This window comes from Algoriphagus confluentis (assembly GCF_036245625.1).
Lineage (GTDB): Bacteria > Bacteroidota > Bacteroidia > Cytophagales > Cyclobacteriaceae > Algoriphagus > Algoriphagus confluentis.
This window is the reverse complement of the sequence record NZ_BTPD01000002.1, coordinates 109,981-135,596: the sequence shown is the minus strand read 5'-3', so window position 1 is coordinate 135,596 and position 25,616 is coordinate 109,981. Positions and strand designations below refer to the sequence as shown.

Genomic DNA, 25,616 nt, shown 5'->3' with positions numbered 1-25,616 from the left:
TTTTTAACAAGGAAAAAGCGATAGAACCAAAAAATCGTGACCCGAACTTCCTGCTATTTATTATAAAAAATGAAGAAGAAAAAATCCGGCTGAATTTGATTTTTTTCAACAAAAAAACGCTCCCGAAGATCAGAAGCGCTTTTGAACGTTTAACCAAATATTTATTTACATCTTTACTTAGTCTGGAAGCCAATTCTCATGATTGTCGAAGCCGGACTGGATAGAGTCATGGTTTTGGCAGATTTCAAATCAGTCAAATCCAATACATCAATCTGGGTACGGGAAGGGCTGAGTACATAGAGATATTTTTCTGAACTGGTCAAAACCGGCGGATTTTCACTCATCAAACGATACATTTCAAACTCGTCTCTGGCTTTTCTGGCGCTGAAATATTCCACAGATGCCACAGGGATTGCAGCCTGAACCACGGTATTCCCGCTTGTTGCATCCAAAACCAAAACTTCATTGGAAGCTCGCTGAACAATCAACTTACTCCCGTCTGCACTGAAGAAGTAGCCTGCCACATCATCTCCGGAATAGACATTTCGCATCGATTTGGCGGCTGGATCGATAGCAAAAATCCCCTTATTTCTGGACCAGCCATAGAAAATAGAATTGTTGTCATGGGCTTTGATCGTACCCATCCAGTTCCCTGATGTGGGTTCTAAAGGAGCCACATTATCGATTCTGAATAACTCATTGTTAGCTCGGGCTACCAAAACGCCAGTTGTCCCACCAAATACAGCAAACTCTCCATTGCTCGCATCCCCATGGATTCCAGACACGTTTACTGCTGCATTTTCAGCCAGAACAGCCTTGTTAGAATCCAATAACTTGATGGTTTGAGGAAGTGCACCCGGGATATCTGGATTTTTAAAAGTGACCGCAAACTTATTCCCGTTTAGCCAAGTAGCCGCTCCATGGTGTACTTCATTTCCCAAATCACCCAATACTACAGGCTGGAAAGATGGGGTCTCCATTGTGGCTTCTCTCGCCCAAGTAATCGAGCCGTCCCCATCATTGAAGATGACAATGTTACCTCTACTTGCAGAATAATGGGTAGGTAGAGGTGCCTCCGCTGTAGCATTTAGCCAACGGATATCATACTCATGTCCATGGTCTTCATGATTGACGATGCCCGTGTCAAAGAACCGAACAATTCCAGAGCTTCGCTCAACTGAGGTAATATATTGGCCGGAAGGGCTGATGTAATTTCTGCTTCCTTCAGCGAATGGGTTGACATTGGGAGTGGACACATTCCCATTGAGCGGGTTCATCATGCTGAATCTTCCTGTGGCGTCCCAGGAAGCGATACGAATCCATTCGCTCTCCTGATTTTCAAAAGTAGGCTGCTCAACAATGGGAGTCTCGTCCTCTTGGCAAGAAAAAACCACAAAGGCAAGTGACAAAATAGATAGTGCTCTTTTTTTCATAGAAAGTCGGTTTAATTATTTCCGGACCAAAGAAAAGCCCCATTTTTAGCATTTGCAATAGTGTTGCAATTATTTTGCAACTTTATTGCAATTTTCTTTAAAAAATTAATCCACACTCCTACCTTTGCTTTTTGAAACAGTGTTGCAAAAGTGAGTTATCAAAAATCAATCAGCCTGTGCTTGGTACTTTTTTGGGTTTTGGGAGCTACAGAAGTCTGGGCCCAATCAGAGATTTCCCTTCGGATAATGGACCAAGCCAATCAGCCCCTATCCGCTCATATATTAGGCTATGCTGCTCAGGAAAGTCCCGTTTGGGTGCTGATAGCAGATGGGGAAGGTCGGGCAACAATTTCCCTAAAGAATTCAATAGAGAAAATAGAAATCACTCATGTTGGTTTTGAAAAAAGAAGCGTCACTATATCCCAAATCAAGCAACTGAATGGGGTCATCCTACTCGTGCCCTCCTCAAAGGATCTGGAAGAGGTAGCAGTCTTGGGCAAAAAAGAAGCTTTGGGAACCCTATCAAGCTCATTATCCACCCTAAAAGTGGATAAAGAAGAATTGCTTAGTCAGCAATCCATCACTTTTGCCGGGGCATTGGAAAATCTCCCGGGAGTCCAGGCTATGAATGTGGGGGTAGGGATCTCGAAGCCCATGATTCGAGGATTGAGCTTCAACAGAATTCTCATCGAAGATTCTGGAATCAAACAAGAAGGGCAGCAATGGGGTGCTGACCATGGACTGGAAATCGACCCACACACCAGCGGAGATGTGGAAATATTCAAGGGACCTGTTTCTTTGATTTTCGGACCGGATGCCCTTGGAGGTGTCGTGAAGATCAATCCTATCCCAGCACCTTTGAAGGAGGGCATTTCAGGTTCTGTTGCTCTCGATGCCCAAAGCAACAGCAGGCTGATTGGCTCCTCATTAAGTCTTCAGGCGAGAAAAGGGAAATATTTTGGACTAGGAACTCTTTCAGTAATGAGTCATGGAGACTATGAAGTTCCGGCAGATCGGTATACCTATGCAGGGTACGTTCTTCCCATTGCCGATCAACGACTCAAAAACACGGCAGGCAGACAACTTAATTTCTCTTTGGCCGGTGGCAAACAATTTTCCAATGGTGAAACCAGACTAACCCTCAGTCGATTCGGACAGGAAGCTGGTATTTTTACCGGAGCAGTGGGTATTCCTACTGCCTACAGCCTTGAAGACGACGGGGATTCCAGAGATATCCAATTTCCTAGACAAATCAATACACACTGGAAACTCATCTCCAATACCCGCTGGACCGTGGCCAAAAAGGAATACCAGCTGGATCTGGGCTATCAGGCTAATCGGAGGCAGGAAGAATCTCTTCCTCATGTGCATGGGGTAGGCCCCACTCCTTCCGGAAATCTCGCTTTGGGCCTTTCTCTGGACACTTACACAGCTAACTTTAGCCTGAAGACATCACTTCTCAATGGGTCTCTCCAAGTAGGCTGGATGAATCAGTTTATGAACAATAACTACGATGGGTTTGAGTTTTTGCTTCCGGCTTACCGGAGTCTTCAATCCGGAATTTATGGAGTTTTGGAATGGTCTCTTTCAGAGAAAATCAGCTGGAATATTGGGGCTCGTGTAGATGCTCAACAATTGAGGATCGACGAACACTTTCAGCCCATTTACGAGCGACTTGTGCCTACGGGAGAGTTTGACCAAAGAAATCCCGATATCAGCTGCAATCCCTTGGCTCCCAGCATCTCTACAGGTTGGATTTGGCAAGTTGATGATTCCCGTCTCGTTAAATTCAACCTAGGCTCAGGCATACGCTTTCCTACGCCTATCGAACTGGCATCCAACGGAATTCATCACGGAAATTTCCGTCATGAAAAAGGAAATTCAAACTTGACTACTGAACGCAGCTGGCAGGCTGATCTCGGATTCAGTCAGGAGTGGAAGGCCTTTTCTGTGGCCATTTCACCTTTTGTATCCATTTACCGAGACTTTATCTATTTGGCCCCAAGTGGCCGATTCTCCCCTCTTCCCGGCTCCAGTATGCTATGGGAATACCGCCAAGACAATGCCTTGTTTGCAGGAGGTGAAATCCAACTCAGCTACCTTAGCCCTTGGAATCTAAAAACCTCACTGAGTGGGGAATACGTCTGGAACCAAAACACGGAAACCAAGCTTCCTATTCCACTCACTCCTCCTGCCTCGATTTTAGCGAGTTTGGATTATCCATTTCAGGAGTTTTCCACTGTTTTCTCTCGCCTCACTATAAGTATGGATTTTCGGAAAATATTCGACCAAAACCGGGTAGCCCGTAATGAGCAAGCAACTCCGGGCTATTTCCTGATAGATTGGAGAATGGACAGCACGATCCAAGTTGGGCAAAGAGCCCTTTCGCTCACTCTCAGCGTTCGAAACCTCGGCAATATCCGCTATCTGAATCATCTGAGTCGATATCGCCTGATCAATATTCCTGAGCCCGGAAGAAATATCGCTCTTTCCCTCAGAGTCCCCTTAAATTAAACCAACAAAATATATGACACGCAGAAAAATCAACCTACTTACTATTGTCTTTCTTGGATTAGCGACCGTTAGTTCCTGCACCGATTCAGGAGAGCCTCAGGATCTCCAAGCTCCTCAAATCAGCCCTGTCTCCGGAAGTTCAAGTATCAGTCCGGCAGCAGGTCAGATTTTTTCTGACACTGAGACCGGGGTAAATGTCTCCTTTCAGGTAGCAGACCCGCAGGGAGTCCAAGAAATCCTATTGGATATTCACGGAGGTTTTGACGGGCACTCCCACGGAAGGCTACTGAACAGCTTTGAGCGGCTGAATGTGCGAAAAATCTTCCACTCGGCCTCATCAGACTCCCGGCTCATCATCGAATCCGGAAGTCCTGAAGTAAGAATTGATCCATATCGGGTAATTTGGGAAGGACAGAACTCTGAAATTCAAGGAAATGTATTGGCAGGGCCCTACCACATTACCATTTCGGCTACAGATGTCAACGGCAATCAAACCAGTTTTGGAGACGGGTCCAACTACCACACTACTTTTTACATTCAACGACCCTATGCCCCTGCCATTGAGCTGACTGGAGGGCCTAACTCCATCTCTGCACAAGCTGGAGCCCCTTTGTTAATGGATGGATTTATTCAGACCACGACGCATCCCTTGAGCACTCCTTTGAAATTTATCTGGATGCGACTGACCAATCAGGATAGATTTGACGAACAAGAAGGCGGGGGTGCCCAAGTGCGTGTTTTTGGAGAGCAACTTTATGGTGAATCCAGCTGGAGGAACCTCAAAGGCAATCCCCTCCCTTCCAGCGAAAGTATTAATCTCCGGACCTTGGCAGAGAATCAGACTATCACGGTCCCCACAGGACAAAATCAATTGATTCTCATCATCTGGGCAGAAGATATGGCTGGAAATGTAACAAGAATAGCCATTCCGGTGCGGGTGAATTAATCCAATTTTACTTAATAAAGAAGGAAGCCAATGAACCTGGCTTCCTTTTATAGACAGCTGATTTGGGGAAATTTGGTTGAAAAATGCGAGGAATTACTCCTTCACTTCCTCATAATCCACGTATTCTCCGCCTTCAATATCTTTTTTTCGCTTTTCCAACTCCTCTTTGGGGATGTAATCCACGTTTACAGAATCTTTTGGGCGGGAGGCTCGCTGCTGGGCCCGCTGCTGTTCCATTGCTGCTTCATTCACCTGCTTGGCAAATTGAGCCAGTTTGGAGCGAAGAAAATAACGGATCAGTTGGCCAAGAAGCCATCCTACACCTAAAATTATGATCAGAAATTTTACCAAAACACGTTCCTTTTAATAGTTGAATCCACATTGTCAAAGGTGGGTCTAAACTTGGAAGATTTACAAACTTCGGGTCAAATCCCCCTACCCCCCTTGAGAAGGGGGAATTGCCCAAATTCCACTTTTTAGCCTAAATTCAGAAAGGTTACCTTCTCAAAGAACCAAATTTCAGCTTTTTGAATTCGGCCTTCTTATTTTCTACCTGCTCAAATAGATATTACGCTCTGAGTAGATTTTGAGGAAATAATCATCCATCAAGTCGTCGATAAAGTAGATCGCTTCCCCGGTAGATTTCATTTCAGGTCCCAGTTCCTTATTGACATTCGGGAATTTGTGGAAGGAGAAAACAGGCTCCTTGATCGCATAACCCTTTTTCACAGGCTTAAAGGTGAAATCAGTTACCTTTTTCTCTCCCAACATCACCTTTACGGCATAGTTGACATAAGGTTCCTGATAGGCCTTACAGATAAAGGGAACAGTACGTGAGGCTCTTGGGTTCGCTTCGATGACGTAAACCTTGTCATTCTTGATTGCAAACTGGATATTGATCAGTCCGACAGTCTTCAGGGCCAAGGCGATTTTCTCAGTGTACGTCTCGATCTGACGGATCACAAGGTCGCCCAAATTATAGGGAGGGAGCACGGCATAGGAGTCTCCGGAGTGGATTCCTGCAGGCTCGATGTGCTGCATTATCCCGATGATATAGACATTTTCTCCGTCACAGATCGCATCCGCTTCGGCCTCAATAGCTCCTTCGAGGAAGTGATCGAGAAGAATCTCATTATTTGGAATGTCGCGAAGGACATTGACCACATGCTCTTCGAGTTCCTTTTCGTTGATCACGATCTTCATCCCCTGCCCTCCTAGGACGTAGCTTGGACGAACAAGGAGCGGGAAGCCGATCGTTTTGCAAAGCTCAAGGGCTTCGTCTGTATTGTGAATGGTGCCAAACTCAGGATAAGGCACGTTGTTTTCTTTCAAAAGGGTGGAGAACAACCCTCTGTCTTCTGCCAAATCCAAGGCCTCGAAGCTGGTTCCGATGATTTTGATGCCGTATTTGGAAAGCTTTTCGGCCAGTTTCAAAGCGGTTTGACCTCCCAGCTGTACGATGACACCTTCCGGCTTTTCGTGAAGGATGATCTCATAAATATGCTCCCAGAAAACCGGCTCAAAATAGAGCTTATCTGCCACATCCGGGTCGGTAGAGACCGTCTCCGGATTACAGTTGATCATAATGGTCTCGTATCCGCACTCCTTGGCTGCCAAAACCCCGTGCACGCAGGAATAGTCAAATTCAATCCCCTGCCCTACGCGGTTTGGACCAGAACCCAAGACCACCACTTTCTTTTTGGCTGACCGCTCGGATTCATTTTCTTCTCCAAAAGAGGAGTAGTAGTAAGGTGTTTGCGCCTCAAATTCGGCCGCGCAGGTATCTACCAACTTATAGACCCGCTTGATTCCCATCTCGTGATAGCGCTTGTTGAATACATCGCTTTCCAAGCAATCCAGCAGGTGCGCGATCTGACGGTCTGCATAGCCTTTTTTCTTGGCTTTGTCCATCACTTCGTAAGGGATGTTTTCAATCGTGTACTTCTCGATTTCGGCTTCTATATGCATGAGCTCCTCGATTTGCTTGAGGAACCATTTGTCAATTTTGGTCAGGTCCTGAATCGTGCGGAAGGAAATGCCCAGTTTGAAGGCGTCGTATACATGGAACAATCGGTTCCAACTTGGATTGGCCAAAGAATACAGGATTTGTGCTTGGTCTTTGAGTTCTTTGCCATCGGCACCCAGACCATTTCTCTTGATTTCCAAAGACTGACAGGCCTTTTGAAGGGCTTCCTGGAAGTTTCTACCGATGCCCATCACTTCTCCTACCGCCTTCATGGAAAGACCCAATCGGCGGTCAGAACCTTTAAACTTATCAAAGTTCCACCGAGGGATCTTCACGATTACATAGTCAATAGATGGCTCAAAGTAGGCGGAAGTAGTTCCGGTGATGGAGTTGGACAGTTCGTCCAAGTTGTAGCCGATAGCCAGCTTGGCTGCTACTTTGGCGATAGGATATCCGGTGGCTTTGGAGGCCAAAGCAGAAGATCGGGACACCCTAGGGTTGATCTCGATGCCAATGATCTCCGAATTATCAGGACTTACAGCAAACTGCACGTTACATCCCCCTGCAAAATTGCCGATGCTATTCATCATCGTGATCGCATAGTTTCGCATGCGCTGATAGACCGTATCCGGAAGGGTCATGGCAGGTGCTACCGTGATGGAATCTCCTGTATGCACACCCATGGGATCAAAGTTTTCGATGGAACAGATCACAATCATGTTCCCTATATTGTCCCGCATGACTTCTAGTTCGTATTCTTTCCAGCCGAGGATGCTTTGTTCGATCAGTACTTCATGGACAGGAGAGGCCTGAAGACCGGCTGCGAGGAGCTTTTCGAAATCTTCTGCTTTTTCCACAAAAGCTCCTCCTGCGCCACCGAGTGTGTAGGAAGCTCTGATGATCAAAGGAAAGCCGATTTCCTGAGCAATTTCCTTTCCTTGCAGCATGGAAGTAGCAGTATCGCCTTTGCACACCCCCACTCCGATTTTTTCCATCAGGGCTTTGAATTTCTCCCTGTTTTCGGCCGTATCGATTGCATCGATATCCACACCGATCATGCGTACGTTGGCGTTTTTCCAGATTCCTGCTTTGTCGCAGTCAATGGCCAAATTCAGGGCTGTTTGTCCTCCCATGGTCGGCAATACGGCGTCAATGTCCGGATGCTCAGCGAGGATTTTTCGGATGGATTTCTTTTCCAGTGGGAGCAAGTACACGTGGTCTGCTGTCACCGGATCAGTCATGATGGTCGCCGGATTGGAATTGATCAGGGTGACTTTGATGCCTTCTTCCCTGAGAGAGCGGGAAGCCTGAGAGCCGGAGTAGTCAAACTCGCAAGCTTGACCGATGACGATGGGACCTGAACCGATAAGGAGAACGTGCTTGATGCTACTGTCTTTAGGCATTAGAGAGGAGGGTTGAAGAAAATTTTACTTAAGTCCAAATTGGGGCAAAATTAGAAAAATTATCCGAAGGGGGAAGGGAAAAGGCGGGAAGTTTGGAGGATGGGGAGAAAGGAGGTCTGGATGAGGGAAGCTTGAAGACCGAAGACGGGAGACAGAAGCGGGAAGGTTAAAAACAAAGTCGCGTTCTTTCGCTACCAAAGGCTAACTATCTCAAACAACGATTGAAGATCAAATCGGAGTCGTAAATCGTAATTCGTAAATGGAAGAACGAAGAATGATTGTCCGATAACCGAAGTCCCAAGTTGGAAATCTGGGTAAAAATTTATCCGTGTACGATATTGAAATTCCTATTTTCGCCCAATGAACTGGAATGATTTGGATTTTTTCCCTGTCATGGGAGAAAAGCTTACTGCCGAAAATACCCTTAGACTTGATTTCACTGCCCATAATCAAGCTTTGGAGGCTGTAAATCTTAGCGATACTCAGGAATTTGACCAATTTGTATTTGCTCAGCTGAAAAGCGCGGGAAAAAAGTACGGAATCGGAGGCTATCTGGAGAAAAGGTCAATTTACCGCCGAAGTGGTGTTTTTGCCACAGAGTCGGCCGAATTCCGAAATATCCATCTGGGAGTCGATGTTTGGACGGCAGCCGGAGCACGGATTTTTGCACCCTTAGCGGGAAAGGTCCACAGCTTTCAGGACAATACAGGCTTTGGAAACTACGGACCAACCATCATTTTGGAGCATGAGGTTGAGGGAAAACCTCTTTTTAGCCTTTATGGACATTTGGCCCTTCAGGATCTGCAGGGGTTGGAAGTGGGAAAAGCTTATCAAGCCGGAGAGTTACTTTGCCATGTGGGTCCTTTCCCCGAAAATGGCGACTGGCCACCTCACCTACACTTTCAGCTGATGTGGGATTTAGGTGAAAACTGGGGTGATTATCCCGGAGTGGCTGCGGAGAAGGATTTGGAGTACTATCGGGAAAATTGCCCGGATCCGAATTTGATTCTGGGTTGTAAAATCCTAAACTCCATCTAAAAAATCACTTCCTCGGATGAAACTCCGTCAGCACCTGCCGGAGGTAATCACGATCCAAGTGAGTGTAAATCTCAGTAGTCGTGATGCTTTCGTGTCCCAGCATTTCCTGCACGGCCCGTAAGTCCGCCCCTCCTTCGATCAAATGGGTGGCAAAGGAATGCCGAAAAGTATGGGGACTGATGTTTTTTTGGATCCCGGCCTGCTCTGCGGTCTTTTTGATGATTAGAAAAATCATCACTCGGGTGAGTTTCTGACCACGTCGGTTGAGAAATACATATTCCTCGTTTCCTTTAGCAGGAATCTGATGCACACGGACTTCCTCCTGATAGATTTTCAAATACTTCAAGGCATCTTTCCCGATCGGAACAAGACGCTCTTTATTTCCTTTTCCCACCACTCTCAAAAATCCCGCATCGGCATATACCTGACTTTTCTTGAGTTCGACCAGCTCACTGACGCGGAGTCCTGAGCTGTAGAGCATTTCCAGCATGGCCCTGTTGCGGTGGCCTTCAGGTTCTCCGAGCGGAATGGCCTCCAGCAACTGCTCAATCTCGGGATAGCTCAGCGTATCGGGAAGCTTGCGACCCAGCTTAGGAGCTTCGAGAAGCTGGGCGGGATCTTCCTTGATCCGATCCTCGTACATCAGGAAGCGGTAGAACGCTTTGATCCCGGAGATAATCCTGGCTTGTGTATGGGCAGATATCTCTAAGGCCGCCAAGGCATTGATAAAGCGACGGAGATGTTCCAGTTCGAGATCCAGGGGGCTTTTTTGGGGAAACTCCTTTTCTGCAAAATCCGCCAACTTCTCCACATCCGCCGTATAAGCTACGATGGAATTTTCACTCAGGGATCGCTCCAGCTTGAGGTAATGGCGGAATTGGCGAATTAGCGTTGGCCACATTTTTTTCTAAAGATGTAAAGTGGAAGTGTTATAAAGTGGTAAAGTTGGGCCAACCTTACCACCTTTTACTTTTTCAAAAGTACCGATTAAAGGTTTTTAAAAAAGTAGATTTACCACATAGACACATAAGTCCGCATAGTTTTTCAGGTAGAGCTTCCCTATGTTTTCTATGTGACTATGTGGTTTTTATCCTACTCATCTTTCCAACTTTTTTCAAAGTATGTCATATAATTCCCTGCGATTTCCGATTAAGTAGTGTACATGAACCGATCACAGCTTGAAACTTTTCTGCAACAGCACCACCGGGAGGCTTTTCTTTGGGCCCGACAGTGCTACGGATTTGACGGAGAGCTGGCCAAGGATGTGATGCAGCAAGTGTACCTGAAGGTCTTGGAAGGCAAGGCAAAAATGAAGAGTGAAGCCCAACCCAAAACCTGGCTTTTTTCGGTCATTCGCTTCACGGCGATGGACGAACTCCGAAGCAAAGGAAAGTGGCAGGAAGTAGAGATTGAGGAAAATATGGCCTGGGAGGTAGCACTCGAAGAATCCGAAAGTCACGAAGACCTGATTCGCCGACTTCCCAAGATGCAGCAGGAAGTCTTGCTGATGGTCTTTTACCACGATATGACCCTAGAGGAAGCAGCCAAGGTCCTCCAACTGCATATCGGAACCGTTCGCACCCACTACGACCGGGGCAAAAGGAAATTGAAAGAATGGATTGAGATCCGAAAAACCTTTGAAGTTTAATTAGGAACTCTCCTTGTCTAATTGATTAAAAAATAAACCACAAAAAACATCTGTGAAAATCAGTGTCATCTGTGAGAAATATGAATATCAAAAAAGATCCCGAACTAAAAACCTTCTTCCAAGAGCTCCGAAAGCAGGATGAGCAGCTGGTTATTCCTCCATTCCCTGAGTTGGAGAAAAAAAACCGCATCCTATGGTGGATTCCTGCAGGGATTGCTGCGACACTACTGCTTGGAGCATTCTTTCTCGGGGGAGAAAAAACAGATCCGATCCCTCCGGAGGTATTGATCATCACTTTAGAGGAAGGGCCCGATCAAGAATTGCAGTTTCATATTCAGGAGACCAACGAGATGGATCTTTGGGAGTCCCCTACGGCTTCCCTCCTGACCGAGTATTAACTAAACCAACTATTTCTAAACCTTTAATCTCATGAAAAAACAAATTCTAATTCTTTTCCTTGCCCTATCGGCAGGATTGGTCCAGGCTCAAAAGAGCTATACCTATGTGCAATCACCCACTAGCCCATTAGCCCAAGATATTTTTAAAGGAAAAATCTACACCACCACCAACCTGATGGAAGAGCGTGAGGCAATTGGTCTAACCGAGGCCCAAGTAGCCAAAATCAAAAAGCTTCATGCGGAGAATTCCGGGCAGTTTTCTACCCTCAAATGGGACCTCGACGATGCCACAGCCAAAATGAAAAAGATGCTCGATCAGCCCAAAATCAATGCTTCGGAGGTTTCCCGGCAACTCGATGAAGTCCTAAGGCTGGAAAATCAAATGAAGCGGATCCAGATGAGTACGATGGTGGCTATCAAAAATGAACTGACCCCAGAGCAGATCGAAAAGCTGGAGGCTCCGAAGAAATTTTTCATCCAAAACGGAACCACCATTACCGGCGAAAGGCTGTCAGGATATAGCAGTAATTCCTCCAAAGTCATAATCAACGGAACCGGAATATCCACTTCACCCAAAGTGGCTGTCACCGTCAATGGCTCCAGAGATCAACCCCTTTACTATATCGATACCAAATCCGGAATCAAAAAAGTAGCTTCCTTTGAAGACATCGACCCCAAAAACATAGAAAGTGTGACTGTACTCAAAGGAGATCAGGCTATCGAAAAGTATGGGGATGAGGGAAAAAACGGAGTCGTGGTAATCAAATTGAAAGACGGCAAAGAGCAGGAAGTTCCCCTTGAAAATTAAGCAGGCAATTCAATTGGTTAGATTTTTAGCAAAAAGGAAGGCCGAGTGACCTTCCTTTTTCAATTTTTACTTCTTCGAAATTCCTTCCAGGTCTTCCAGCTGTAATAAAATACCAGCCAAAAAATTCCCAGGATAAATGCCAGCAACACGCCTAAAATTAGCAGATAGGCAAAAGATTTCAGATACTCCATAGTTCCTAAAGTTGAAGGATCAAGATAGGATTAAATCTTTAATCCAAAAACCTCCAACTCGCCTTATGATTTTTATCCAAGGGTTTGCCGGTCACTTTTGCTCTCAGGATTTCGATGGGCATGGCGTTTTGAGTCATAATCAAATCGTGAAATTCTTTCTCAGGCATTTTACCGGACTCTACCATTTCTTTTCTCAGGGAATAGATCTCCAAGGCTCCGATCATGTAGGCAATCTGATACAAGGGGCCGTAATTTCCTTCAAAGGATCGCCTGACTTCCGCCTCGGCATTGGCTCGCTCGTGACCGACTTTGTCCACCAGCAGATCGATGCATTGCTGTGGGGTCATTTTTCCTAAATGATAATTCAAGGAGAAAATAATCCGCGCACAGCGGTGCATTCTCCAGAAGAGCATCCCTACTTTGTCTTTGGCATCCCGAGGGAAGTTGCGGTCCCAAAGCACAAACTCCCAGTACAGCGCCCATCCTTCGGTCCAAAACGGGGTACCAAACATCCTCCGATGGGTCATGTGCCGCTGATTCATAAACTGCTGCAAGTGGTGTCCCGGGATGAGTTCGTGCTGCACGGTAGCTCTGGAAAAATGGGGATTATTGCCCCGCATGGACATCATCTTGTCTTCATGGCTCATCTCAGAGGTCGGATAGGAAATCTGTATGACTTCGCCCCCTAGGAAAAATGGGCTCACCCGCTGCCTTTCGGCGGAGATCATGGTCGTTCTCCAGGTCTCTTTGGCTAGGGGCGGCACAGTCAGCCAGTCGTTTTTCTCCATCAAATCAATCGCCTCTTCTCCCAATCGTACCACTTCCTCCGGCCAGGCACCGGCAGGGAGGTAAGTTTCCTTGACCATTTCCAAGGCCGCCTTCCAGTCATTGCCAAAGCCCAATTCATTCGAAGCCTTGAGCATCTCTTTTTCACACCAGGCAAACTGCTTCTCCGCCTCAGCGATCAGTTCCTCGGGAGAATAGGCGATCATCTCAAATCCCAATTGTTTCTCCAAAGCTTCTCTTCCAATCGGCTTTCCTATAATGCCGCTTCCGTCGTCCTTTACTGAATTCGTGTAGTGCTCCCGCAAAGCCTTAGCATAGGCCTTCATGCTGGCATCAAGTTTTTTCCAAGGTTCAGGCATCCACCAGGTAAAGGCCGGATCGTAGTCATAGTAAAAGTCATAGGCTTCCTTGGTCACCCGGTTTAGACTTTCCACGGCAGAGGCCGCCAAATCAGCCGTTTGCCAGGAGGTATATTTGGAGGCAGCGGGCAAAGCTTTGAGTTGGGCATCCACAGCTTTGGCAACTTGGTTCCAAGAGGCAGCAAGGGCTTGGGAATCCGGCTGCTTGGCTCGACGACGGGCCACTACAAAGTCTTCTAAGGGCTTCCCAAAAGCGAGCACGGATTTGATTTGCTCGAAATCCCTACGATCCAGATCCAGAACAGCCAAGGCCTCCTCCAGATAGTTACGAAAAAGAACATAGTCGATTTTCCCATCCTCGGAAAGCGCCTCATAATTTTGAGCCTGTAGCGTTCGTAAATACTCTTGATTGAACTGCTCCATTCGGGTAAAATACTCCTCCGAGAGCCGATTGGTGTAGAGGCGGGAAAGCGCCCCCCGGTCGGCTTGATAGGCGGTGATCAAATTGACCAGCTCGGTGGCATTTGCCCAGAGGGAGGACAAAAGGAGGAAAACGAGAAGCACTGTTTTTTTCATGGGGTGGTTTTTCTTGTTCGGGCATTCAGTCTTCCTAAACTTAACCGATTCTGGCTTTTGAAAAAACCACATTATTCTCAGTGGCAGAATGGGTCTTCAAAAGTTAAGATTTACCAAAAAGGTAGATAGCCTTTCTTGAAATACTTGACTATTCACTATTATTTCATTGGGAAAAAATGAAATGATCCCTTTTCCATTGCGCTGGCATGAAGTTTTGATTTCCAAATCGGAGTGTTGGGGCCATCGCTCGAATTTTTTTCGTTTTTTACCCCGGGTTTCACCCGGGGCTATTGACAGTTTAACCCCTTCGGGGTTAGTAAACAACCAAAAAATCTTTAATCAAAACCTAAACACATACCCACCGGCATCTTTGAAGGAATTGGCTTTGCGGGTGGAGTCGGGAGCATTGGCCTTAAGGTAGTTTTCCCAAGGGCCGGGGTTTTTGAGGTCGATCTGTACTTCCACGAGCTTTTCCGGAGAAAAAGTATTCATTCCTCTCAGTCCATCCACAAGGCCTAAGTAGCTGTTATTGGTCATTTTATACACTTTCGCCCAGCCTTGATCGGCGCTTTTGGTAAGGCCCAAGTTTTCCAGGACAAAATTCTCTGCAGGAAGCATGTCTTGGTAATACAACCAAGTAACGGTACCCAGGAAAGAAAATCCAGTTCCCAAAGTGGTGGTCATAGGACTCAATTCCTGCAGTTGGGGCATCAAAACCTCATTTTCCGGATGTTGGAAAAAAGTCTCAAATTCCAGCAGATATCCTTCCGGATCGACAGCCACAAAGCCATCATGAGGTCCGCCGGGTTTGATTTTGAGGGTGTATTTGATCTCTACCTTTTCCTTCTGAAGGTGATCATACCAAGTCTGCAAATCATCGGTCAATAGTGCCAAAGCCACCGATTTGGGTTCCAGACCGGAATAGCCCGAGCCTTCCAAGGCATTAAGGACCAAAAAGGAATCCCCCACAAGCTGGAGAACAACCAGATTTTCTTTTTCCTCCACCACTTTCAATCCCAGTTTTTGGGTATAAAATACCTTTGCCCGCTCCAAATCCCTGTAGTACCAATGAAGATAGGATCCCTGGATCCCAAAATCCTCCAAATCCCTAAACCCGGTATTCTCTGCCAATAATTCATTAATGTAGGCCACGGGATAGCCCAAAAGTCTTCCAAATCTCCGGCTGAGTTCCCTCCTTTTGGCACCGGTGTAGCTTCCATCGGCCTTTAGGGATTCAATTTCGGATTTCAGATCTTGATATGCCTTTCCTGATGGTTCTTTGAAAAAAAGAATTACCTCTAGGTCTTTTACCACTTGGGCTGGGAATAAATCGGTTTCAATCAGTTCAGATTCCCTCAAAAAAGAAACCCCATATTTCCCGCTGATTCGCTCCACTTCCGGCATAAACAGGTCCATTTCAGCCTTACTTAGTGGTGGACTGATGGCTATGGGTTTGACTCCCGCTTTGACCATTTCGGCAAAGGACTCGATCTGACCGGACTCTTTGGAAAACTCCCGCTCCGCACAGGAAAACAGGAAAATCAGTGGTAACAGGAAGGAAAGGTTCAGCTTTTTCATTTTTGGATCTAGAGAAAATGTGTTTCGAAGTAGAGGAATTTTTCCCTTTCTCCCGCAACCAACCTTAGAAAATCTTCATCTAGAGGTCATGGGCTTCGATTATCATTATTTAAGAAATGCCTTTAAAATCAAATGCTTAACTTGAACTTCACTGAATATTGTTTTGAATAATTGGAACAAGTGCGAAATAAAGTTTTGAACCATTCATTTTCTTAACCCCCCAATCTATGGAATTGATCATTAATCAGCTCTCAAAAACCTATGCCAATGGAGTCAAAGCCCTCAACGAGGTCTCCCTGACTATCCCTCAGGGTATGTTTGGACTCCTTGGTCCCAATGGTGCCGGCAAGTCTACCCTCATGCGAACCATCGCGACGCTGCAGGATGCCGACTCCGGAAGTATTTCACTTGATGGAATCGACGTATTGAAAGAAAAGCAAGCGGTCAGGGAAAGGCTGGGCTATTTGCCTCAGGACTTTGGACTTTATCCCAGGATCAATGCTGAGACCATGCTGGACCACATTGCCCAAATGAAGGGAATAGGTAATAAAGCAGAAAGAAAAGAAGTAGTAGCCTCGCTATTGCAAAAAGTCAACCTCTTCAAAGACCGAAAAAAGGGACTCGGTACTTATTCCGGAGGGATGCGGCAGCGATTTGGAATTGCTCAAGCATTGGTTGGAAACCCCTCTTTGATCATAGTGGATGAGCCTACTGCGGGCTTGGATCCTTCGGAAAGAAACCGATTTTACAATCTCCTCTCAGAAATCGGAGAAAACACCATCGTCATTCTCTCAACACACATCGTGGAAGATGTGAATACGCTTTGCTCCAACATGGCTATCATCTGCATGGGAGAAGTATTGATGCAGGGCAAACCCAAGGATGGGTTGGAAATGGTGAAGGGCAAAATCTTCCAAAAATCCATTGACAAGTCGGATCTCGATACTTATAGAAAAGAATATCAAGTGATTTCCACCAAGCTGATTTCAGGTAGACTAAGCCTGAGAATCGAAAGCGAGGGCAATCCTGGCAACGGATTCGAGGCTGCCCCAGCAGATTTGGAGGATGTATATTTCAGCTTTATTTCCAAGAAAGTCGATCCAATCACCATCTAATCTGGAATCATGTTCAAGGATATCTTTCTCTTCGAATTGAAATACAGGCTAAGCCGACCGGCGACCTGGATTTACCTTGCGCTTTTGGTGGTGGTTCCGATGCTTTTGATCGGATTTGGAAATACGCCTGCAGGATCCGAAAAAGTCTACCACAACTCCCCGATTGTCATTGCCAATTTGTTGGTTTTGGTATCCCTTTTTGGGATTTTGATTGCTTCTGCCATCATGGGAGTGCCCCTGTATCGGGATTTGGAGCACAAGACGGGCACTTTTCTATTCAGCTACCCGATCAGCAAGTTTGGCTATTTCATGGGCCGGTTTTGGGGTTCCTTCGTGATCTTGCTTTTCATCTCTTTAGGGGCCTTGATCGGTGTATATCTGGGGAGTTTGTTGGGACCGCTTTTCGGAACGGATGCAGAGCGCTATGGACCCAATCTCCTGATCAATTACCTCCACCCTTGGTTGACTTTGGTCGTACCCAACCTTTGGCTTGCAGGATCTTTGTTTTTTGCCCTGATTATTTTCACCCGGAATATCCGGTCTATTTATTCCGGAGGGATTGTGATTTTCATCGGGTACCTTTTGGCCAATTTTTTATCTCAGGATATCGAAAACAAGGATTTGGTGCAGCTCATCGATCCTTTTGGCCTGAATTCCTTCAACTTGCAGACCCGGTATCTTACTCCATTTGAGCAAAATACCTTTTTGCTCTCTGTGACCGGCAATCTTCTTTGGAATAGAATTATTTGGGTGCTTGTGGGATTAGCCTTCTTTTTGGCTTCCTATTTCCGCTTTGATTTCACCTATTTCTTCCAAACCTCCCAGAAAAAGTCAGTGCAGAAAAATGAGCCGCAGGAGGCCCCTAGCGGCATTTTCAAAAAAGTTCTTCCTGATTTTTCCTCAGGCTATCAATGGAATAGCCTGCTCACGCTGACCAAGATCGAGATGCAAAATGTACTCAAGGATGTCTATTTCCGGAGCATTTTGCTGGGCGGGATGATTTTCCTGGTTTTGGACTTCTGGATCGGCAATTCGATCTACAGCGTGCCCAATTTACCCTCAACCTCCTTTCTGATGGAATATAAAGGGTACGATTACAATCTGTTTGTATTTATCATCATCGTCTTTTTCACAGGAGAAGCGCTCCACCGGGACCGCAGCACAGGGTATTCGGTGATCAACGATACCTTTCCTGTAAAGGATGGCGTGGTGGTCGCCTCCAAGTTTTTGGGGATGGCTTTGATTTCTTTGGTTTTGGCCTCTTTACCGATTGTGGTGGGATTGATTGTGCAGACGCTGAAAGGATTTTATAAGTATGACCTATCCGTATATCTGGTAGACAGCTACCTGATCACCTTTCCGGATTATATCCAAATGGTGATGCTGGTATTTGCTGTTCATTTGGTCGTGAACAATAAGTTTGCTGGGCATGCCGCTGCGATTGGAATTTGGCTGGTCATGATCATTCTCCAAAGCTTTGCCAGCTACAACTTCAACCTCTTTTTCTTCAGCTACAAGCCCAGCTACACCTGGAGCGATATGAATGGCTTGGGGCATTTCGCTGAGCCCCTGGTTTGGTTCAATATGTACTGGACAGCTTGGGGAGTCTTTTTAGTCCTGTTTTTCAGTATTTTCTTCAGTAGAGGAGCGGAAAACTCCTGGAAAAGCCGCTGGAATACCGCCAAAGGGCGGATGAAAAATTCTTCTACCAAGATTTCTTTCGCCTTTCTGGTGATTGCACTATTGTGTGGTACTTACATCTACCAAACCGTGGTCTATGAAAATGGCTACCTGACCTCCGAAGAAGGCAAACTGAGAAGTGTGGCTTATGAAAAACAGCTCAAGAAATACGAGCGTATCCCTCAGCCCAAGATCACCAAGATCAAAATCAATGCTGACCTCTATCCTATGGAGCGAAGAGCGGAATTCCTGGTAGAAGTAGAAATGGTAAATAAAACCGATTCTCCGATTGACTCCATTCATTTCAACAGTATAGACCTGACCAGCTTTAAAATAATCCATCAAGGTGACACTTTGCCTCATCGCTTCCCTTTGACCTATGAGCCGAGGAAATTCCAGATTTTCGGAAAGAATCCTGAAAGGGAGTGGTATCAGATTACTGCCTTGCCTAAGCCAATGATGCCGGGTGATACGCTGAATTTCACCATCGTCAGCAACAAGGCTTATGAAGGATTCCCCAACTCAGGCTATGGACGGGAGATTGTCTATAATGGTACCTTCTTTTCCGGAGGTATCCCTGAAATCGGCTATAATGCCAATGCGGAACTATCGAGTGATGAGGACCGCAAAAAGTACGACCTCCCCGCCAAACCTGAAGACCTTCCTGAACACAGCGATCCTTACGGACAATCCACTTTGCTGTTCGCAGATGACGCAGACTTGATCCAGTTTGAGGCAGTGGTGAGTACCATCCCTTCCCAAATTGCTGTTGCCCCGGGCTACCTTCAGCGGGAGTGGGAAGAAAATGGGCGCCGGTATTTCCACTACATTCAGGACACGCCTATTCAGGCTTTCTTCACCTTTGTGTCCGCTGACTACGAAGTACTCAAGGCTGCAGGATCACTTCCCGATGGGCAGGAGGTCAATATTGAGATCTTCCATCATCCCTCCCATACCTATAATCTGGACCGCTTTTTGGCGGCTTATCAGGATGGGTTGACTTACTTCTCAGAGACCTACGGCGATTTCCAGTTTCGTCAGATGCGACTTCTGGAGTTTCCTCGCTATGCGGGTTTTGCCCAATCTTTTCCCAATACGGTTCCCTTCTCGGAAAGCTTCGGTTGGGTGGCGGACTTCAAGGACCCAGACGACTTTGACTATGTCTACTATGTCACTGCCCACGAACTTGCCCATCAGTGGTGGGGACATCAGATCACGCCTAACTATACCCGGGGCTCCAACTTGATTTCGGAGGCCTTGGCAGAATTTTCCGCTTTGATCCTGACGGAAAGAAGGTATGGAAAAGACAATATGAAGCGATTCCTCAAGGAAGAATTGGACAACTACCTCTCAGGCAGATCCAATGAAAGCAAAAAGGAAAACACCTTCATCAACACCAACAGGGCTTATCAGTGGTACTACAAGGGAAGTTTGATTCTCTATGGCCTTCGGGATCTGATCGGAGCTGAGGCCATGGATTCAGCCCTTTATGCGTTCAATCAGGAATTTGGACTGAGAGAGGCTCCGCCTTTCCCGGGAAGCTATGATCTCTACCGCCATTTGGACCAAGCCACTCCCGACAGCTTAAAGTATTATCTGGACGATACCTGGAACAAAATCACGCTTTATGACAACAAGGCCGAAAAGGCGGTGGCCAAAAAAGTAGCCGAGGGAGAGTATGAAATCACACTGGATATTCGCTCCCAAAAGCTCTATGCGGATGAAACGGGAAAAGAATCCAATGCGGAATATGAAGCCGACTACATTGATGTAGGTGTCTTCGCAGCTGAAGATAAAGACGAAAATGGCCGAACCCGAGTCAATCCCCTGTATGTTCAAAAGCATAAAATCAAACCCGGACAGAGCACACTGACCGTAAAAGTGAAGGGACAACCCGTCAAAGCAGGAATCGATCCCTACAATAAGCTGATCGACCGGATTCCGGATGACAATACCAAAGACGTGGAAATCCAATAACCCCAAAAGTCCAAGCCAAGTGTTTGGACTTTTTTTTTCTTACTTTCAGAAATAAAAAAATCCTCCCATGAAGAAAATTTTACTGGGCCTAGCTTTGGCTGTTGGTGTTTTGGTCGCCGTCCTTCTAATCAATACGCTTCGGATGAGCTCCCGACAAATCAATTCAGAACCTTTAGAAAAAGTAGCTTTTTCAGATCAGGTGTTTGACAATCTGTCTAAAGCCATTCGGTTTGAGACCATTTCTTTCAGTGAAGATACGCCACCGGATTCTGCAGCTTTCTTTGGGTTTCACCGGTTTTTGGAAGAGACTTTTCCTCTTATTCATATCCGCTTGAAGCTGGAAAAGATCAATACTTTCAGCCTACTCTACACTTGGGAAGGTTCTGATCCCAGCCTAAAACCCATCATCTTGATGTCTCATCAGGACGTGGTGCCGGTAGACGCTCCTACCCTCAGTCAATGGGAAGCGCCGCCTTTTTCGGGAAGCATCACAGATACCCATATCATTGGACGAGGCACTATGGACGACAAAGGTACTCTGATGGGCGTTTTGGAGGCTGTGGAAAAGCTGCTCTCTGAGGGATTCCAACCAAAAAGGACCATTTATATCGCCTCAGGCCACGACGAGGAAGTGGGAGGACCAAGAGGAGCAGGGAAAATTGCAGAATACTTAAAAGATCAGGGGGTAGAAGCCTTGATGACCCTCGATGAAGGAGGATATTTTGCCGAAGGGATGATTCCGGGATTAAACAGCCCGGTAGCCATGATCAATCTGGCTGAAAAAGGGTTTGCTTCTTTTCGTCTGATCGTCCGTACCAATGGAGGTCACAGCTCAGCTCCTCCAAAAGAAAATACGATCGGAATCCTAGCCAAAGCTATCGTCGACTTGGAAAACAACCAGTTGCCCTACAAGCTGATTCCACCCATTACCGATCAGTTGGAGTATTTGGGTCCAGAGCTTCCTTATCCAAACCGCATGTTCTTTGCCAATCCTTGGTTGTTTAAAAAGCCCATTTTGGAAGCGCTGAATGCACATACCACGACCGCACCCACGATCATCGACGGCGGAGTGAAAAACAATGTAATCCCTACCGTGGCTGAGGCGACGATCAATTTCAGAATTCTTCCCGGGGAAACGATAGAATCTGTCCAAGCCCACATCGAAAGCGTAGTTTCCGATACGGTAAAGGTAGAGCCCGTAGGGTTTTTGACCAATCCCTCCGGTGTATCCAGCACGGACTCCGAAGCTTACGAAGTGGTGCAAAAGACCATTCGTGGATTGCACCCTGAAGTTTTGGTCGTACCGGGATTATTGGGTGGCGCAACCGATTCGAGGTATTTTCAGGAAATTTCTGAACAAGTCTACCGATTCTACCCGATTCGGATTACTCCTGAATCCATGACCCGATTTCATGGGATCGATGAAAAAATCAGCAAGGACAATTATCTGGAAATCATCCAGTTTAGCTATCATTTGATAAAAAACTTCCAACAATAAATTCAAAAAGGACTCCTGATCAGGGGTCCTTTTTACTGTCCTTCTGCATCATTTCCAGCAAAACTCGGATTAAGCCCAATTTTTCCTCAGTTTCAGTCTTGAGAGTATCCAGGTTCTTTACTTGACTGAGTGCCTTTTGAGATCGGGCGATTTCTTGCTGAACCAATACTTCCAATTGTCGGAGCCGCTCACTTTGATTTCTTTTTTCTCTAAGTGTCTCGCGAATCAATAGCCACTGAAAAAAAAACAAAAGTCCCAAAGCGCCAATTGCCAAAAGGCCAATACCTCCGATATCGTTTAAAAATGAAAGCATGCTCAACAAATTGAACCAAAAATATCTGGAATGCCGAGCTTAAGCCATACGCCAAACTACCTATTCTGAATCCCAAACCAGAAGAATCAAAGTACCACCTCCAGGAGTCGAAGACAGTTCAAGTACTCCTCCCAATTCCTCTGCCCGCTTTCGCATGTTGTATAGCCCATTTCCCGGAGTGATTTCCGATTCCTCAAATCCTTTCCCATCATCTTGAACAGCTACGTGATATTCAACTCCCTCCTGCTCGATACTCACCCGAATAAACGTCGGGGAAGCATATTTGACAGAATTTTGGACCGCTTCCTGAACGACCCTCAAGACCTGAATGCTAGCAGCCGACCCCAATCCGGAATTCTTTTCCAAAGAGGTTGCCACATTGAGCTCAAACTGAATATCCGGACTGGATTGCCCGGCTTTTTGCAAAAAGTCCTGAATTCGTCCGATGAGAGACTCCCAAGTCACCTGCCCACTGTTCATAGCCCAGATGGTATCCCGAAGCTCCGTGATCGTCTGTTTGGTAAAATTGGCTATGGAATCGTATCGCTCACTCAGCTTTTCCTTGATTGGGTCGAAGTATTTTAGGTTTTCGATCGCCGAAATGATAAAGGTAAGTTGAGCGCCGATATTGTCATGCAAGTCTCTGGAGATCAGCAGACGCTGCTCCTGCAGTTTGTTTTGGGTTTCGATTTGAGCCAAAGCCGCCTTGAGATCCGCTTCCTGTTGGAGCTGAGCGTTTTTCAGCTTTTGCTGACGGTAAAGCAAATAACCCAAAATACCCAAGGCTAAAGCTAAGATCAAACTGCCGTAGAGTTGGAAATTTTTATTTCGAATGGCCAGTTGTTGCTCGGCTATTTCCCGGTCTTTCTTTTCCGTCTCGTATTGGGTTTGGAGTTCAGAAACGATTTCCTTGGACTCTTTTTCCAGCTTATTTCTAAGGTTTTGTTGGTAGAGATTGCCGTAAAATCTGGAACTATCCGGCATCCCCAAAGCCGCATAAACGGAGATCAACTCAAAATAAGGAAACATCGCATCCTCAACGGTACCCTGATCGACCATACTGGCAGCTGAAGAAAGCAGATATCTCTTAGCTTCGGCAAACTCTCCCTTGGCATTGAGGGCAACTCCCAAAGCATGCTCTATGGAGGCGATATCGTATTGGGAATTGACCTGATTTGCCACCTCAAGACCTTTCCTGGCTACGGATTCCAGCTTTTCCAAATCCCCTTTTTCCATCAAAAAAGCCCCGTAGATCCGATAGGTCATCGCCTGATTCATCAAGTCGCCCAGCTCTATCGACCCCTCGAGTGCTTTTTGGAAATATCGCTCCGCACTTTCGAAATCACCCAAATACTTATAGACTGTCCCGAGATTATTGTAGGAAGCGATAGTACCCCTGACATCCCCTAGCTGCTCACGAATAGAAGCCGATTCTTCATAGGCCTCTTTGGCCTTTTCGTAGTTGGACAAATTTTGATAAATCACCCCAAGGTTATTCAAAACAGTTGCAGCATTGAGTTGTGCACCGGATTTTTGAAAGATGGGCAAAGCCAACAAAAAATAATTAATGGCCGAATCTGTCTCATACTTTCTCTGGTGAATAAAACCGAGGGCATTGTAAGACTTGGCCATTCCCAGCGAATCCTGAATCTCCTTTCTCAAGGCAAGGGATCGGAGATAAAGCACCTTGGATTCATCCAAATCCCCTTTTTGAAGGATTCCACTACCCAGGTCTGAATAAGCTTGAGCCAAAATTCCCGGATCCCCGGCCAGTTCAGCTTGCTCCACAGCCAGCTTGCCAAAGTAGATCGAAGAGTCCAAGTTGATACTACCGTATTGCCAACCTATCTCTCCGTACATATTTGCCAATTGATTTGGAGGCAGAGGCTCTTTCACCCGAATAAGGAGACTGTCTATCACCTGTCTCGGGCTTTGGGCAAGACTGCTTATGCTCAATAAAATACCAAAACAGATAAATGAGCTGATCCTACGCATAGGTGATTAATTTTTAATGGGATACCTCCGAAAATAAGAATAATTCATTGGCCTTGAACTTCGCCTTCAAAAAAAGAAGAGGCTTAGCTAAATTTCAAATTTTATGAAAAAAAATAGCCATAAATCGAAATAATAATCTGTTTTAGATGATTTGGTACTGCCAAACCAATTTTTCATCTTGGAGTTAATTAATCAGAATTAAACCCAAAATAGTATCCATGAATTTTTCCCTCAACGAAAACCAAAGCATGATCGCTCAGATGATCCGAGACTTTGGAGCCAAAGAAATCACTCCTTTTCGTAAGGATTGGGATGACCAGAGCCACTTTCCCCTGCCTGTCTTTAAAAAACTCGGTGAGTTGGGACTGATGGGCGTACTGGTCCCCACCGAATACGGAGGTTCAGGCTTTGGCTACTTCGAATACGTGACTGCCATTGCCGAACTAGCCAAATTGGACCCATCTGTGGGACTATCCATGGCAGCGCACAATTCCCTCTGTACCGGCCACATTCTGATGTTTGGCAATGAAGAGCAAAAGAAAAAATACCTTCCAAAATTGGCCACCTGCGAATGGCTAGGGGCTTGGGGTTTGACAGAGCCCAATACCGGTTCGGATGCAGGAAACATGCGAACCGTAGCCAAAAAAGAGGGAGAATATTATGTAATCAACGGAGCTAAAAACTTCATCACGCACGGCTACTCAGGGGATGTGGCCGTAGTGATCGCCCGAACCGGCGAGGTGGGTGACAGTCACGGAATGACTGCCTTTGTCATCGAAAAGGGGACACCCGGCTTCAAAGGCGGACGAAAAGAAGATAAACTCGGCATGCGGGCTTCTGAGACGGCAGAAATGATTTTTGAGGACTGCCGGGTACATGAAAGCCAAGTTTTAGGTGAGGTGGGTGAAGGTTTTATCCAGTCTATGAAGATTTTGGACGGAGGACGAATTTCTATTGCTGCTCTTTCTTTGGGAATTGCCGAAGGAGCTTTGGAAGCTTCCATCCAGTATTCCAAAGAACGGCAACAGTTCAATAAGCCGATTTCCAGCTTTCAGGGCATTTCCTTCAAGCTGGCAGACATGGCCACTCAGGTGGAAGCAGCTCGGCTTCTGACTTTCAAAGCTGCTGATCTGAAAAACAGGGGCGAAAAAGTAACCCTCGCCGGAGCTCAAGCCAAGTATTATGCTTCCGAGGTCGCTGTATCTGTATCCAATGAGGCCGTTCAGATTTTTGGAGGTTATGGATTTACCAAAGATTATCCTGTGGAAAAATACTATCGGGATTCCAAACTCTGCACCATCGGAGAAGGTACCTCTGAGATCCAAAAGCTGGTGATTTCAAGGGAAGTGTTGAGGTAATATCAGAATTGCCCTTCGACTTCGCTCAGGGTGACC

Annotated in this window: 18 protein-coding genes; 10 read left to right on the top strand and 8 right to left on the bottom strand. The window is 46.1% G+C overall.

Annotated elements, in window-relative coordinates; translation table 11 throughout:
• Window positions 1–173 precede the first annotated feature (173 nt).
• Window positions 174–1,433, bottom strand: coding sequence for a YncE family protein (locus tag AAA943_RS03195; RefSeq protein ID WP_338222810.1), 1,260 nt, complete (start codon window positions 1,431–1,433; stop codon window positions 174–176).
• 180 nt (window positions 1,434–1,613) lie between these two features.
• On the opposite strand from AAA943_RS03195, the gene AAA943_RS03190 reads away from it, so the two are divergent.
• Both AAA943_RS03190 and AAA943_RS03185 read left to right on the top strand, forming a co-directional pair.
• Window positions 1,614–3,947 carry a TonB-dependent receptor gene (locus AAA943_RS03190; protein WP_338222809.1) on the top strand — a complete coding sequence of 778 codons (2,334 nt, stop codon included), beginning with the start codon at window positions 1,614–1,616 and terminating at the stop codon, window positions 3,945–3,947.
• Window positions 3,948–3,960: 13 nt separating this feature from the next.
• Window positions 3,961–4,893: a DUF4625 domain-containing protein gene (locus AAA943_RS03185; protein WP_338222807.1), complete on the top strand. Its 933-nt coding sequence runs from the start codon at window positions 3,961–3,963 to the stop codon at window positions 4,891–4,893.
• 93 nt (window positions 4,894–4,986) lie between these two features.
• Here the strand turns inward: AAA943_RS03185 and AAA943_RS03180 are convergent, their stop codons facing one another.
• Window positions 4,987–5,244 (bottom strand): DUF4834 family protein, encoded by a 258-nt coding sequence (locus tag AAA943_RS03180; RefSeq protein ID WP_338222806.1) that lies wholly within the window; start codon window positions 5,242–5,244, stop codon window positions 4,987–4,989.
• 198 nt (window positions 5,245–5,442) lie between these two features.
• Window positions 5,443–8,262 (bottom strand): carbamoyl-phosphate synthase large subunit, encoded by a 2,820-nt coding sequence (gene carB / locus AAA943_RS03175; protein ID WP_338222805.1) that lies wholly within the window; start codon window positions 8,260–8,262, stop codon window positions 5,443–5,445.
• 360 nt (window positions 8,263–8,622) lie between these two features.
• Here carB and AAA943_RS03170 point away from each other — a divergent pair, with 360 nt between their 5' ends.
• On the top strand, window positions 8,623–9,300 hold the full coding sequence (locus tag AAA943_RS03170; RefSeq protein ID WP_338222804.1) for a peptidoglycan DD-metalloendopeptidase family protein: 678 nt from the start codon (window positions 8,623–8,625) through the stop codon (window positions 9,298–9,300).
• Window positions 9,301–9,304: 4 nt separating this feature from the next.
• On the opposite strand, the gene xerD is transcribed toward AAA943_RS03170, so the two are convergent.
• Window positions 9,305–10,201 carry a site-specific tyrosine recombinase XerD gene (xerD, locus tag AAA943_RS03165; protein ID WP_338222803.1) on the bottom strand — a complete coding sequence of 299 codons (897 nt, stop codon included), beginning with the start codon at window positions 10,199–10,201 and terminating at the stop codon, window positions 9,305–9,307.
• Between the two features lie 261 nt (window positions 10,202–10,462).
• Here xerD and AAA943_RS03160 point away from each other — a divergent pair, with 261 nt between their 5' ends.
• From AAA943_RS03160 to AAA943_RS03150, 3 genes are all read left to right on the top strand, one after another.
• Window positions 10,463–10,948 carry an RNA polymerase sigma factor gene (locus AAA943_RS03160; protein ID WP_338222802.1) on the top strand — a complete coding sequence of 162 codons (486 nt, stop codon included), beginning with the start codon at window positions 10,463–10,465 and terminating at the stop codon, window positions 10,946–10,948.
• A gap of 80 nt (window positions 10,949–11,028) precedes the next feature.
• Complete coding sequence (locus AAA943_RS03155) at window positions 11,029–11,346, top strand: hypothetical protein (RefSeq protein ID WP_338222801.1); 318 nt, start codon at window positions 11,029–11,031, stop codon at window positions 11,344–11,346.
• A gap of 31 nt (window positions 11,347–11,377) precedes the next feature.
• On the top strand, window positions 11,378–12,154 hold the full coding sequence (locus AAA943_RS03150) for a Spy/CpxP family protein refolding chaperone (RefSeq protein ID WP_338222800.1): 777 nt from the start codon (window positions 11,378–11,380) through the stop codon (window positions 12,152–12,154).
• Window positions 12,155–12,383: 229 nt separating this feature from the next.
• On the opposite strand, the gene AAA943_RS03145 is transcribed toward AAA943_RS03150, so the two are convergent.
• Both AAA943_RS03145 and AAA943_RS03140 read right to left on the bottom strand, forming a co-directional pair.
• Window positions 12,384–14,066 carry a DUF885 family protein gene (locus tag AAA943_RS03145; protein ID WP_338222799.1) on the bottom strand — a complete coding sequence of 561 codons (1,683 nt, stop codon included), beginning with the start codon at window positions 14,064–14,066 and terminating at the stop codon, window positions 12,384–12,386.
• Between the two features lie 339 nt (window positions 14,067–14,405).
• Window positions 14,406–15,644 (bottom strand): VOC family protein, encoded by a 1,239-nt coding sequence (locus AAA943_RS03140; protein ID WP_338222798.1) that lies wholly within the window; start codon window positions 15,642–15,644, stop codon window positions 14,406–14,408.
• A 227-nt stretch (window positions 15,645–15,871) separates the two neighbouring features.
• On the opposite strand from AAA943_RS03140, the gene AAA943_RS03135 reads away from it, so the two are divergent.
• From AAA943_RS03135 to AAA943_RS03125, 3 genes are all read left to right on the top strand, one after another.
• Complete coding sequence (locus AAA943_RS03135; protein ID WP_338222797.1) at window positions 15,872–16,759, top strand: ABC transporter ATP-binding protein; 888 nt, start codon at window positions 15,872–15,874, stop codon at window positions 16,757–16,759.
• Between the two features lie 9 nt (window positions 16,760–16,768).
• A complete protein-coding gene (locus tag AAA943_RS03130) occupies window positions 16,769–20,416 on the top strand; it encodes an ABC transporter permease/M1 family aminopeptidase (protein WP_338222796.1) in 3,648 nt (1,215 codons plus the stop codon).
• 67 nt (window positions 20,417–20,483) lie between these two features.
• Window positions 20,484–21,914: a M20 family peptidase gene (locus AAA943_RS03125; RefSeq protein ID WP_338222795.1), complete on the top strand. Its 1,431-nt coding sequence runs from the start codon at window positions 20,484–20,486 to the stop codon at window positions 21,912–21,914.
• Window positions 21,915–21,933: 19 nt separating this feature from the next.
• Here AAA943_RS03125 and AAA943_RS03120 read toward each other — a convergent pair whose 3' ends face one another.
• Together AAA943_RS03120 and AAA943_RS03115 are read right to left on the bottom strand one after the other, a co-directional pair.
• A complete protein-coding gene (locus tag AAA943_RS03120) occupies window positions 21,934–22,227 on the bottom strand; it encodes a hypothetical protein (RefSeq protein WP_338222794.1) in 294 nt (97 codons plus the stop codon).
• Between the two features lie 60 nt (window positions 22,228–22,287).
• The gene (locus tag AAA943_RS03115) at window positions 22,288–24,222 is read right to left on the bottom strand and encodes a tetratricopeptide repeat-containing sensor histidine kinase (RefSeq protein ID WP_338222793.1); all 1,935 of its coding nucleotides are present in this window, start codon (window positions 24,220–24,222) and stop codon (window positions 22,288–22,290) included.
• Window positions 24,223–24,440: 218 nt separating this feature from the next.
• On the opposite strand from AAA943_RS03115, the gene AAA943_RS03110 reads away from it, so the two are divergent.
• Window positions 24,441–25,580, top strand: coding sequence for an acyl-CoA dehydrogenase family protein (locus tag AAA943_RS03110; protein ID WP_338222792.1), 1,140 nt, complete (start codon window positions 24,441–24,443; stop codon window positions 25,578–25,580).
• The last annotated feature ends 36 nt before the right edge of the window (window positions 25,581–25,616 follow it).